Origin of the sequence: Paraburkholderia sp. (genome assembly GCF_035656215.1) — a bacterium.
GTDB lineage: Bacteria > Pseudomonadota > Gammaproteobacteria > Burkholderiales > Burkholderiaceae > Paraburkholderia.
In genome coordinates, this window is the sequence record NZ_DASRSY010000461.1 from 1 (window position 1) to 12,952 (window position 12,952).

Sequence of the window (12,952 nt, forward strand, 5' to 3'; positions counted from 1 at the left end):
CCATGCCGGTCGGCCAGTACAGCGCGAGCGCCCCGACCGCAAAGCCGGCGCAGGTGATTTCGAGCAGCGGATAGCGCAGGCTTATGCGTGTCTTGCATGCGGAGCAGCGCCCGCGTAGCAGCAGATAGCTCAGCACAGGCAGGTTCTCCCACGCATTGAGCACATGGCCGCAGTGAGGGCACGCGCTACGCGGCGCCCACAGGTTGTAGCGGGCGGGCAAGCCGTCGTTTTCGAGCGGTTCCTTGGTGGCTTCGCTGACCTCCTCTTGCCACGCACGCTCCAGCATGATCGGCACCCGGTGCACGACCACGTTCAGGAAGCTACCGATCACCAGACCGACTACGATCGCGAATGCGATCTGCAGGCCGCTGGGCAAGCTGCCAAAGGCGAGGCCGAGACTGGTCGCGAAGTGGCCAGGCAGCAGCCCCGAAAGCAGGCTGGAAGAAGTATCTGACACGAGCGGAATGGTGGCCTGCATATATAAAGGGTGGGATTCGGCTGCGATGCTACACCACGTTGCCGAGTTGAATAATGGGAAGATACATCGCGATCACCAGCCCGCCGACCAGCGTACCCAGCACGATAATGACAAGCGGCTCGCACAGGCTGGAGAGCGTGCCGATCTTTTCGTCTACCTGACGATCGGCGAGCGAGGCTACATCGATCAGCATCGTATCGAGTGCTCCGGACTCCTCGGCAACCGCAACCGGCTGCACGACCTCTGGTGGAAAGCAGCGCACCGAGCGCATGGCTGCGGCGAGCCGTTCGCCGCGCCGCAGCCGGGCGGCAATCTCCACGGTAGCGCGATCGAAGAAAGCGTTGCCGGTGGCGTGAGTCAGTGAATCAAACGCGTCCGCGAGCGGTGTGCCGGCCGACAGCAAGGTGCCGAGCGCGCGGCTCCAGCGCGCCGCGCACAAAGTGCGCAGCAACGGACCGGCGACCGGCATTGTCAGCGATAAGCGCGCGAACCGGATGCGCGCCGCTTCGGAACGTCGTTGCAGAAACGTCACAGCCGAGCCCGCTGCGAAAATCATGACGACCAGAGGAATGCTCCATCGCGCGGCACCCGCCGACAAAGCCAGCACGAACTGCGTGGGCGCGGGCAGTTTCGCGCCGAAGCCGTCGAAGATCTGCTTGAAGGTCGGCACGACCCACACCAGAAGTGCCGCGGTGATTGCAATTGCAAGCAACAGGATCGCGACCGGATAGGTTAGCGCCGCGCGGACCTTGGCGCGCTGCGCGGCTGCGCGTTCGCGGTCGTCGGCGATCCGGGCGAGGATCGCCGCCAGCGCGCCGGCCGCCTCGCCGACTTCGACAAGCTGACAATAGAGTGCGTTGAACTGCGCGGGATGCCGCTGCAACGCTGCCGAAAAGCGCAGGCCGCCCGTGATATCGCGTGCCAGCGCGCCGACGATCCGCGGCATGCCTTGCCGGCGCGAACTCTGCGCTTGCGCCAGCAGTTCCAGCGAAGGCGCAAGCGGCAAACCGGCGCGTAGCAGACTGGCGAGTTGGCGTGTGAACACGGTGACGTCGGTGGTGCGGGTTTGGGGACGCGGCGCCGGTCCGCGTGCCGTGAGTTCGACGACGAACAGCTTGTCGCGCTTGAGTATGGCTCGTGCGGTGCTTACGTCCGGCGCAGTGAGGGCACCGGTTTTTTGTATGCCGTCACTATCGACGCCGCGCCATTTAAAACGCATCTCGGGTGCTGGCGATGGATGAGTCGTTGCGGTGCTCATGCGACCTCGGTGGCTGCCAGCGCTTCGGCGAGGCTTGTCGTGCCGTCGCGCACACGTGCCAAGGCTGCGTCGCGCAAGGTGGCGACCTGTTCAGTTCGTGCGAGCCGAGCCAGCTCATGGGTGCCTGCGCGTGCCACGATCAACTCACGCATCGCATCGGAGACCGGCATCACCTGGTGAACCCCGACCCGGCCGCGGTAGCCGATGCCGTGGCATGCTGCGCAACCGGTGGCGCCGAATGGTTGCCAGCCGTCGATCTGATCGGTGGCGAAGCCCGCTGCTCGCAGTGCCGCCGCAGATTGCGGCGCAGGGGCGCGACACGCTACGCAAAGCCGCCGCACCAGCCGTTGTGCCGTCACCATCCTTAGCGCGGCGGCCAGATTGTATGGCTCGACGCCGATGTCGATCAGGCGCGCGACGGCAGCAGGCGCGTCATTCGTGTGCAAGGTCGACAGGACGAGGTGGCCGGTCTGCGCGGCCTTCACGGCAACATCGGCGGTTTCGTCGTCGCGGATTTCGCCCACCATGATCACATCGGGGTCTTGGCGGAGAAACGCACGCAGCGCTACTGCGAATGTCAGGCCGGCTTTTTCGCGTACGCTTACCTGATTGATACCCGCCAGTTGAATTTCCGCCGGATCCTCCACCGAGCACAGATTGCGCGCCTCGTTGTTGAGCATGTGCAGGAAGCAGTACAGCGACAGCGTCTTGCCGCTACCGGTGGGGCCGGTGACGAGCACAAGGCCATGCGGCGCGCGAATCGCGGCATCGACTGTTTCACGCTGTCGAGGATCGAGGCCGAGCGAGTCGAGCGAAAGATCGGCGGGTAATGCGTCGAGCCTGCGCAACACCAGCTTTTCGCCGAACAGTGTGGGCAGCGAGTTGACGCGATAGTCCTCGACGCGGCCGGGCGACGTGGCAATACGCAGGCGGCCATCCTGCGGCACGCGCCGCTCGGCGATATCCATGCGCGCCAGCACCTTCACGCGCGTGATGAACGCGTCGCGCAGGTGCGCCGGGGGCTGAGGGATTTCATGCAGTACGCCGTCGATGCGCAAACGCAGGCGCCAGCCATGCTCCGCCGGTTCGATGTGCAGGTCCGACGCATTGCGTCGGGTTGCCTCCTGCAACGTGTCCGTCAGCAGGCGTACGGCGGGCGCGTTGTCGGAATCGGAGAGACTCGGGTTGAGATTGGCACTGACGCTGGCGTCGATCGCAAAAGCGTTGTGCCTGGGTTTGGCTGCGCTTTCGTTATCGACGGCGACAGGCCGCAACGACGCCGCGCGTTGAAAAGAACCTTGCATGGGAGACCGGTGATGAGCCGCCTGTAGAACACGACGAGTCCATCATCCGGTAAGGCCGCTGACGCCACCATTCAGCCAATCGGCTAATGGCGCGCGCCGCGCCCATGTGCGATGCTGCAGCGCGCAGGTCTTAGCCGCGTGCGGCCTTGGCGGCTTTCGCGCCCGCGCGAGTGGGTGGTTTGAACAGCTTGACGGTGCGAATCGCCTGGTCGTCGCTGCGCATCACTTCGAGTTTCATCTCGCCGATCTGCACGCACACGTCGCCATCGGGAATCTCTTCGAGTATCTCGAGGATCAGCCCGTTGAGCGTTTTCGGTCCGTCGGTCGGCAGCGTGAGATGCAGCCAGCGGTTCAGCTCGCGCAGCGGCATGCTGCCCGCAACGATACATTCGCCGCTCTCGTTCCAGCCGCCGCGTGAGTTGGCGCTACGCGGAATCGACGTGGTGAATTCACCGATCAGCTCCTCAATAATGTCTTCCGGCGTGACCAGTCCTTGCAACTCACCGTATTCGTTCACAACCAGCGCCGTGCGGTGACGGCTCTCCTGGAAGTACTGTAGTTGCTGGAATACCGGCGTGCCGGTCGGCACGAAATACGGCTCGGCCAGCAACTCGCGCAGCGTCTCGCGCTCCAGTTCCTGGTTGTGCAGGGCGGCCAGTGTCTTGCGTACGTGCAGCACGCCGAGCACGCGGTCGATGTCGCCCTGATAGACGATCAGTTTGTTGTGGTAACAGGTTTCCAGCTGATGCAGGATCTGTTCGAACGGTGCGTCGAAGTCGAGCGCTTCGATGCGGCGGCGCGGGATCATCACGTCGTCGACGGAGATGTTCTCGAGGTCGAACAGGTTCAACAGAATGCTGCGGTGCTTGGTCGGCATGAAGCTGCCCGATTCGAGCACGATGGTGCGCAACTCTTCGGTGGAAAGCCGCTGATCGTGCGCACCTTTGGTATTGATATGCAGCACTCGCAAGATGGTGTTCGCGAACAGATTGACGAACCAGACGAGGGGCTTGCCGATACGCATCATCGGTGCGATCAGCTGGCTGGCCGGCAGCGCGATCTTCTCCGGGAACGTCGCGCCGACAATCTTCGGCGTGATTTCCGCAAACACGATAATCAGAAACGCGACGATGCCGGTCGCAATCGACAGCACGACGTTATTGCGGCCGAACGTATGCAGCGCGATCGACGTGGTGAGCACCGGAATGATCGTGTTGAAGAGATTGTTGCCGATCAGGACCACACTCAACAGCTCGTCGGTGTGCGCCAGAAGACCCTGAGTGGTCTTCGCGCCGAGCGCATTCTGGTTGGCAAGGTGTTTCAGGCGATGGCGGTTGATCGCCATCATCGCCGTTTCGGAAATCGAAAAGAAGCTGGAGCAGATAAGCAGCAGAAAGACGGCGCCGATCTGCGTCCATAAGGGAAGTTGTTCCACGCGTAGCGAAGGATAGGGACAGGATGGAGAGAATATAGCAGAGGGGGGCGGCTGAGCCGCCTCCGCCGCCTCACCGGATGGCCGGAGGCACAGCACAGCGGCACGTCTACCGCGCCCTCAGTGTGCGAGCAAGCGCGCCGAGGGTATGCATGAATTCGGGCGTGAAGCCCGCTTCGGCGAGCCCGTCGGGGCGCACCCCCGCGCCTTCAAGAAACGCCTCGCTCAGCGCGAGCAGCGCGGGCGCCGAGTCCAGCTGCGGAGCTTGCGGGAAATCCATCCAACTCACCGGCTCGCTCGCACGGGTGAGCCTGATGGGCTCGCCAAGGCGAAACGCGGCTTTCACTCGCGCATGTTCTCCGTATTGAGGAACGGACACCGGCCCGGCGCATTCGGTTGCGAGCGTGGGCTCGCCGAATGCATGCCGCGCCGGCGACGCAGCCGTGGTGATTGCGGCGGGCGTGCTGGCCGAAGGCGCAGACGCTTGCGCCTGTGCGACCTTGACCCATAGTGGTGCGCTTTGTACCGGCGCGTCGTCCCGTGTGGCGAAGCCGCGCAGTCCATCCGCCGCAGGGGCTTCAAAACCGCCGGCCGGCCGGCTGCCCGCAAGGTCGGCGAATAAGTCTGATGAATGTGCCTCGCTTGGGTCAGGCCAGCCGCGCTGTGGTGCGCCAAACAGGGCAAGCGGGTCGACCGGCATATCCAGCAGCCCGTCCAGGCCGGCGGAAGGCGGCTCGTCAGCCGTCAGGCCGTTCAGGCTGCCGAATCCTAAAGGATCCATGCGCGGCGTTCCTGGCGTTCCTGGCGTGCCCGACTGGCCTACGGTCCCCGACGGTGATGGGGGCGAGTGCTGCGGCGTGCCGCTCGACGTCGTTTGCATTTGGAAATCCCATGCCGGGGGCAACGTCTCGGCTGCCTGCAAGACGTAGCAGCCGATATTTACGATATCGCCCGACCGCAAGCGGGTCTCCTGATCCGCGGCGACTAGCTGGCCATTTACTGTCAGTGCAGCATTTCCGCTGGTGTTGAGCAGGTGCCATTCATCGTGGCGCGCATGGATGGCCGCGTGACGGTCCGCGACGCTGTCGTCGTCCGGCAGCCTGAGCGTGTTACCGGCTGCGCGGCCGATGTTGCCGCCCTGTGTATCGAAGCTTGCGCACGCACCGCTCACAAGCGCTTTGCCGTGGCTGGCGAGAATGGTGAGCTTAAGAGATGGCTTGAACATCGTGGTGTTTCCTGCAACGAGCGATTCTCATGGACACGAGAACGCTTTCATTTGAGGGAGCTGGAACGGGTTGTAACTACTGCTCGCACTCACGCGAAGCGCCAGTTTCTTGCCGCTGAAATCAAAGGTGGCGATGAAGCTCTCGGGCGCGGCGTCGGGCGTGATGTGCGCCTTGTCGAAGAGTCGATATAGTGCCCATGGGCCTTGGGTTTGCACGCCGTCGGAACCGCTTTGCGTGCTGATCCGCAGGCTGACGAGACCTGCGCCTTGGCGCGTGCCCGGCCATTTCACCACCATCGGAAGCGGCGGCCCATGCGCATAGCGCATCGCCTGCCCGTCGATATCCAGCGTGTACTGCATGATGTCTGGATCGAGTTCCAAAGGCGTCAGTTCGATCTGTAGCGATGGTGTCGCTGCGCCGGCGGCGAAAAAGACGTTGCGAATCGTTTCCGCGTTCTGGAATGCGCCGATCAGATGGCTGTCCGCCATGGTTTTGCCGCTGGCGTCGCGCCTGAAGGTCCAGCGGCCGTCGCGGACGTCGATCTGTGACACCAGGTTCTTCTGGAAGAAACTGTCCATTAGCCCACCCGACGCGAACAGCCGCGCGAAGTCGTCCAGCGCGACGTCGCGGTTCGACCCGCGCGCAAACGGATAGCGCCCGGCGATCGTCTGCCGGCACAGTGGACCGAGGCTGTCTTGCGCATCCTGCGCGACGTTGCGCCGCGCGCCGCCACTGACCTGCGCCGCGCTCGCCTGCGAGAGATCGCCGAAAATCTTTCTCAGCGGCATCGGCAGGCGCCCGGCGTCTGCCTGCAACTTATTGAAGACGTCGGTTTGAGGCGGCGGGCTGCCGCTCGCCAGTGCGGCGTCGGCGGCCGTGAGATAGCTATACAGTTCGTCGAGCACGCGCAGATTGCCGTCCAGCGACGTGGCGCCCGCCCCGTTGGTGCCGCCCGCCGCCGTCAGGCGCCGCAAGGGTTCGAAATGACTGTCGACGATGGCTTCCGGTTTGTCGTCCGCGGGCGGCGGCGATGAGGCGGCCGCATGGCCGAACATCGCGTTCAGCGATTCCCTCGCTTCACCAATGCGTTTCTGCAAGACGCCTGGCGCCGGCCGCTCGCCGCCGCCGCCGCGTGCGCGCAACAAGGTCGTTTCGTCGGCGGCGGTCTGCAGGAATTGCTTGAGCGGCGAATCGGGCGCCGACAAGATGCGCGCGATCTGCGTGCTTTGCGCGAGCGACTGGCTGTCCACGATGCTCACGTCGTTCAGAAAAGCGTCCCACTCCTGGATGTAGTCGTTCAGGTATGCGCGACGGACTTCCAGTGCGACGCGTGCGTTATCAGTTGCCGGCGACGCACGCGTACCGAGTACCCACGGGTCTTCGTTTTGCAAGCGGGCGGTCGCTGCGACAACACGCGGTTCGAACCCATCCCAGTAGCCGTGATAGGTGTAGAGGCTCGCAATGCCGTCGGTCAGCGGTTTGCCGCTTCTGCGCGTCAATACCAGCGCTGCTTGCGGGCCACCGGCGCGGGCCACCGAGACGGGCTCGTCAGGCAGGGTGCGCAATAGTTCGCGGCGCAGCGCGTGGTACGCGCGTTGCGCCGGCGATTCGCGCGCGAGCCTTGCACGCACGGCGTCGACGAGTTGTGCGTTGAGCGCGAACGGAGATGCGACGACACGCGACGCGAACAGGTTCGCGAGATGCGCTTCGAGACGCCCGCGTTCGTCCTGCGTCAATGCGGGAGGCAACGCGCCGTTGGTGTCGAGGGTCAGCCACGCCGTGAGAAACCCGGCGTCGTAGTGGGACGCGTCGTAAAGCATCAGATAGGCTTTGAGCGCTTCGTACGAATAGTCGGGGTCGTCGGGCGGCGCGTCGGCCAACATGCGCTCGATGCGTGCAGCGGCCTGCGGCAACAGCTTTTCGTCGAGCGCGCGGCGGTAGAGCGCGTTGCTTGCTTCGCTGATTCTGGTGCCTTGATAAAGGCCCATGCCGTAGCGCCAGCCGAGCGGTGCGTCGGGATCGACCTGTTCGCTGCGCGGCAAGGCCCGCAGCGCATCGAGCATTGGCAACAACGGTTGCACGTCAGCCGCCGTCAGCGCAATGGGCTGCGCTGCTTGCCGGTTGAACGCCTGCACATGCGCGGCCACTTCATCGAGGTAGACCCGATTGTGTGCGTAGCTGCTCGCCCAGGCGGCCAGCAGTCCGAACAGCACGACGCCAGCCACTGCGGCGATCACCGTGTGCACAATGAGACGCCGCCTTCGCGAGCCATGGCTTGGATCTGCAAATCCGGCGTCGGCGAAGACGGCCTCGCGCAGCCATTGCTTCAGAAAGTAGCCGTGCTGCACGAGCGGTGCCGCGGGTGCGGGCGGCGATTCGGCCATGCCCATCTGCAGCATTGTGGCCGGCAGCACGCGATCAAGACAGAGGCCACCTTGCAGCGCACTCGTGAAATAGAAGCCGCGCGCCAGCAGATTGGTCTCGAGCGGCGAAGGGCGAAACAGCGCGGCGCAGAAGTCCGCCAGCGGTTCCTCGATGTTCGCGAACTGCTGCGGGAACAGAAAGGCGCGCGCCCGGCTGTCGAGATCGGGCTCGACGACCAGCACGTCACCTACGCCGTCGGTCAGGCGTTTTAGCAGTGCTTGAAAAGCGGGGCGGCAGGTTTCGGCCGACGAAGCGTCGCCGGACTCGAAAGCGGCACCCCACACCTGCGCCCGGCCGTCGCGATTGAGACTGGAAAAGTAGGCGCAGAAACCATCGAGACGATCCATCCGGGTGAGGCATAGATAGACGGGTACGCGCATGCCCAGCGTGTCCTGCATCAGCTGCAGGGGCTTACGCAGCCGTGCTGCATACGCCGCGCGTCCGGCTTCGTCGAGCGCCAGCAAGGTGTCGACGCCGAGTGCGAGCACGACGCCATTCAACGGCTGGCGCGGGCGATACCGCCTGAGCAAGGTCAGCAGTTCGCGCCATTCGGCATCGCGTGGCTCCGTGGCATCGGCCGCATCGAGGTAGGCGCCCGGCGTATCGACGAGAACGGCATCGTTACTGAACCACCAGTCGCACGCGCGGGTCGGTTCCGCGCGCCGGCCGGCGGCGCGCGCGGCCTGCTCGGCGATCGACAGATCAAGCCCGCCATTGAGCAGCGCAGCCGTTTTGCCCGCGCCGCCACTGCCCACGACCAGGTACCACGGCAATCGATACACGTGCCGCCCAGTGAGTCCGTCGAACCACGCGACAAACCGCCCGCCAGGGGCGGCGGCGTGCCGCAGCACATAGCGCGCGTGATTGAAACGCGCGCGCAGATCGTCGAGGCGCTGGCGTTGCGCGTCGTCGGCGGGATCGGTTCGCGGTACTGAAGTTGCGCGGCGCAACGGTTCAGGCCCCCGCGCCCGGCGCATGCGCCGGATCAGCCGCCACGCGCAGTTGAGCAGCACGAGCGCGATCAACGCATAGCGGGATTTTTCCGTTTCCAAAGGCCGTGTGTCGCCGATCGCCAGCAGCGGGCCCACGACCCAGATCAGCGCGACGAGGAGCGCGGCCCACACCCAACCTGTCCAACCAAACTGGCGCAACACCTGCGCGAGCCATCCGAAAATGCGTTTCAGGATATTCATTGGTCCGCCGTCGGGGCAACGTCCGGGCGAGCAGACGAGGCGGGATATACCGCGATCTCGACGCGCCGGTTGCGAGACCGGCCGGCCGCTGTCGCGTTGCTTTCGAGTGGTTGCTGGTCGCCGCGTCCCGCCACCTTGACGGAGCGGCGTGCGTCGAGTCCGGCCGACTTCAGCCATTGCCGGACGGCCTCCGCGCGAGCCAGCGACAACGCGAGATTCGACGGGAAGCGGCGATCGCGGATCGGTTGGTTGTCTGTGTGGCCGGTGATCAGGATGTCGCCCGGAACGCGATCGAGGATGGTCGCGATATGGCTCAGCACCGGCAATGCGGCTTCGCTCGCGACCGCCGATCCGGAGCCGAACAGTCCGTCGCCGCGCAGTGCGATGACGCTGCGATCGCCTTCGTCGCGCACCGTCAGGGCGCCGCTGCGCACGTCGTCGTCGAGCAGGTCGGCGACGTGTGGCATGGGGCGGAGCACATGCTGCGACGTGACCTCGGGCAGGCGGATCGCATTGACCGCCGCATACGTGCGATCACCATACTCGTTAGCGGCAAACAGGAAGGCGCTGAAGCCCGCGCAGCCGAACAGTGCAGCGCCTGCCAGCCACATCCACAGCGGCATGCCGCGACGCAGCGCGCTTGCGGATGTGCGGTTGGTGGCGCGCCAATGCGGTGATAGCGGCTGCGCGTAGCCACCTGCCGTCTCGTGCAGCAACTTGTGCAGCCGACGCATCAGCGTTTCGAGTTGCGCGGCGCCGTTTTGAATCACCCGATAGCGTCCTTGAAATCCCAGCGCGAGGCAGAAAAATTGCAGCTCGATGAGGTCCCGATGTTCATGCGGTTGGCTCGACAGGCGCGCGAGCAGATGGAAGAACTTTTCGCCGCCCCACGTTTCGTTATGGAACGCGACCAGCAGACTGTGCGCGGACCATGCGCCGCTGCTGCCCCAAGGCGCGAGCGCGGCAGCTTCGTCGAGTGCGGTGCACAGGCAATAGCGCGCCCCGACGATTGTTTCGGGCGAGACGGCCGCCTGCTGGGCGCGCGTCTGAAAGCGCCGGATTTCCGCGACGAGGAATACGCGCAGCCGCTTCGGCGTCACCTTCGGGTTGAGCCGGATCTGCGCGAGCGCGTCGAACAACGGCTGCGCCGCCACGACGAGTGGGTTAGGCGCATCGGCCGGCGGCAGCGCGGCCGATGGCGCGATCGGCGGATCGAGTCTGAAGGGGGGGGCTGAGGTGGATTCCGGCAATGACCGCGCCGTTCCTGGGTCCTGCGCAGGCCGTGCTGCAACGGATGACATGTTTATTCGCCTTTCTTGTGCATACATAAGATCAGCCGCGAATCGCCCAGCATTCCATCGTTAATCCCGGCAAGTCGCCGGCCACGTGCAGGGCAAGTCCGCCCGACTGTTCGAGCTGCTTCCAGAGTTCACCGCTGCCATCGAGTTCGAAATAGTGATAGCCCGCGTGATAGGGGATCTGTCGCGGGGCGACCGGCAAGCTGCGCATGGCGATGCCCGGCAACTGCAGGTGCACCAGTTCCGCGAGCCGCTCGATCGGGCCGATCTTCACCTGGGCCGGATAACGCGTGCGCACGGTCTCGGCGGGCAGATCCGCGTGCACCGCGAGCACGAAGCCGGCATGGTGCAGAAGCTCGGCGCTCGGAATCTGCGCGACCCAGACGCGGTGCGCGCGCTCCTGCAATTCGAGTGCGATGGCGTTCTGTTCGAGAACCGTCGACAGCGCGCGGCGTAATTCGGCCATCAGGGGAGCGAAACTGCCTTGCAGATCGTCGTGTTGATAGCTGGGGCACAGCGTTGGCCGCCGTTCGTCGGTGGTGTAAGTGGAGAGTTCGAACGCAAGACGCAGCCATGCCTGAAAGAGGCGCTCCGGATGCAGATGAGGCGTGTGCAGCGCATGCCATGTATCGGCCTGCGCACGGTTGATGAGCGCGAGCAGCAGAAACTCCGCAAGCTCGGCCACGCCGCCTCGACCCGGCCGCGACTGACGGTGCGCGAGCGCGGCGCCTCGCTGCTCGAGCAGCCCGTGCAGTTCGTTCAGGTATTGGGCGAGCACCGGGTGTTGATCCGCGCTCAGCATCGGCGGAATGTAGTGCTTGTCGAGCACCAGTTGACGATCGTTGCGGCGCTCCACCACGCGCAGCAAACCGACGGCCTGCCATTGGCTTCCGAGCTCGGAGGCGAGCATGAGCCGCATCCGTGGCCGGGCCAGTTGCACAGCGGCCGGGCCTAGCGCAACGGCATTGCTGTCGGCGATGTCGCGTGAATACACGGCGTAACGGGCGAGTGATCCGGCCTGCTCGTCGAAGATCGTGTCATCGGCACCGGCGCGCTTGCGGGGCAGGGCGAGCAGCACCGTGATGTCTTTTGCGTCGGGCGGTATGTCGAGCGGCGCCGGCAATTCGTCAGGCTCGGTCAGCAGAAACGGCGTGCCATCAGGCAGCACCCCTTGGGCGCTCGCCAGCGCCACTTTGCCGAGTGCCAGTGCATCGTGATCGATCTCGACGCTGTGGAAACCCCAGAATGCGCCTTGCGATGCCAGGCAACGCTGCTGGACATAGGCTTCGAGATAGCGTTCGAGTTGCTGGAAATGCTGCGGCCGGAGAAACATGCCTTCCGACCAGACAACTTTGCAGCGAGCCGTGCCGCCGTGTTTGAGTGGCGAATGTTCGTACTTCATCGGTGTGCCCAGTCCATGGTTCTAACGATCAGGCCGCCGCCGAGTTTCACTTGCACGACAAGCCGCTCGTGAGTGGACGGCCAGAATGAAAACACGCTGCCCGCGCCGTCAGCGGGGAGTGCGTAGGTTGCTTTCCAGGTGTGCCGGGCGAGGTCGCGGTAGCCCGCGACGACGCCAAGTGCGTGCACGGAGGGATCAGCGCTTCGCTGGATCAGCTTGCGCTCACCCGGCAGCAGGATGATTTGCTCGAACGAGACGAGGTCGTCGGCGAGGACCGCTTTGGCGCGATCCTGCAAGGACGGGAAATCGCTCGCTTCGAATGCCGCAGTCGATTTCAGCGTGTAAAGCCCGACCAGAATCGGCGCGGGCCGGCCCTGGCCGTCTGGATTCACGTTGGAGGCCGCTTCGAGGTAGAGGTCGCAGGCGCGCGCTTCAGGCTTGGGCGTCGATGCGCATGCGCCGGCTAGAAGGGCGCAGCTCAAGGTGAGCAAAAGGCGTAAGCGTGGGTGTTGGCGCTTCATCGAGGTGTGATCAGGTGGGGCTTAGCCGGCCAGATTCAGAATGTGCGTTTGGCTCGGCGATGTGCCGGTGCCGATCGCGTTGGTCGAGTTCTGCTGGGTGGGGTCGGTCATGCGGGTGGTTGGCATGCCGTGCAGCAACACCGTATTGGCGCCGTTGATGTTGCGCGAACTGGCGCACACAGTGCCTGAGACGACGCCGCCCATCGAGCCTGGCGCGTCGCCGCTCGTGACCGGAATGATCGTCGCCAGGTTGTGCGCCGGCGCGGCGGCGATCAGGATATTGCTGACGTTGGGAATTGCCTGGGGACGCTGCGCGTTGTTGTCGTAAGCGACCGGGATGCCGACGGGCGGCGTCAGGTTCACGCATACGGCGTCGTTGGCGCCGCCGGCGCTAGAGTTGACCATTACCATCGTGC

10 protein-coding genes are annotated in these 12,952 nt (G+C 64.8%); all 10 read right to left on the reverse strand.

Going from position 1 to position 12,952, the window contains the following annotated elements:
- Positions 1-478, reverse strand: a 478-nt coding sequence (locus VFE81_RS26925) for a prepilin peptidase (RefSeq protein ID WP_325047496.1), incomplete at its 3' end; no start/stop codon positions are given.
- A 28-nt stretch (positions 479-506) separates the two neighbouring features.
- The gene (locus tag VFE81_RS26930) at positions 507-1,736 is read right to left on the reverse strand and encodes a type II secretion system F family protein (protein WP_325047497.1); all 1,230 of its coding nucleotides are present in this window, start codon (positions 1,734-1,736) and stop codon (positions 507-509) included.
- Positions 1,733-3,040, reverse strand: coding sequence for a GspE/PulE family protein (locus VFE81_RS26935; RefSeq protein ID WP_325047498.1), 1,308 nt, complete (start codon positions 3,038-3,040; stop codon positions 1,733-1,735). Before VFE81_RS26935 ends, VFE81_RS26930 begins: the two co-directional genes overlap by 4 nt.
- A gap of 130 nt (positions 3,041-3,170) precedes the next feature.
- Entirely contained in the window at positions 3,171-4,475 is a 1,305-nt protein-coding gene (locus VFE81_RS26940) for an HlyC/CorC family transporter (RefSeq protein ID WP_325047499.1), read from the reverse strand.
- A gap of 106 nt (positions 4,476-4,581) precedes the next feature.
- Positions 4,582-5,697 (reverse strand): FHA domain-containing protein, encoded by a 1,116-nt coding sequence (locus VFE81_RS26945; protein ID WP_325047500.1) that lies wholly within the window; start codon positions 5,695-5,697, stop codon positions 4,582-4,584.
- A gap of 27 nt (positions 5,698-5,724) precedes the next feature.
- On the reverse strand, positions 5,725-9,315 hold the full coding sequence (tssM, locus tag VFE81_RS26950) for a type VI secretion system membrane subunit TssM (RefSeq protein ID WP_325047501.1): 3,591 nt from the start codon (positions 9,313-9,315) through the stop codon (positions 5,725-5,727).
- Positions 9,312-10,616 carry a type VI secretion system protein TssL, long form gene (tssL, locus tag VFE81_RS26955; protein WP_325047502.1) on the reverse strand — a complete coding sequence of 435 codons (1,305 nt, stop codon included), beginning with the start codon at positions 10,614-10,616 and terminating at the stop codon, positions 9,312-9,314. Before tssL ends, tssM begins: the two co-directional genes overlap by 4 nt.
- A gap of 31 nt (positions 10,617-10,647) precedes the next feature.
- On the reverse strand, positions 10,648-12,015 hold the full coding sequence (tssK, locus tag VFE81_RS26960) for a type VI secretion system baseplate subunit TssK (RefSeq protein ID WP_325047503.1): 1,368 nt from the start codon (positions 12,013-12,015) through the stop codon (positions 10,648-10,650).
- Positions 12,012-12,536 carry a type VI secretion system lipoprotein TssJ gene (gene tssJ / locus VFE81_RS26965; protein ID WP_325047504.1) on the reverse strand — a complete coding sequence of 175 codons (525 nt, stop codon included), beginning with the start codon at positions 12,534-12,536 and terminating at the stop codon, positions 12,012-12,014. The genes tssK and tssJ overlap by 4 nt, the downstream gene beginning before the upstream one ends.
- A 21-nt stretch (positions 12,537-12,557) precedes the next feature.
- Positions 12,558-12,947, reverse strand: coding sequence for a DUF4150 domain-containing protein (locus VFE81_RS26970; RefSeq protein ID WP_325047505.1), 390 nt, complete (start codon positions 12,945-12,947; stop codon positions 12,558-12,560).
- Between the last annotated feature and the right edge of the window lie 5 nt (positions 12,948-12,952).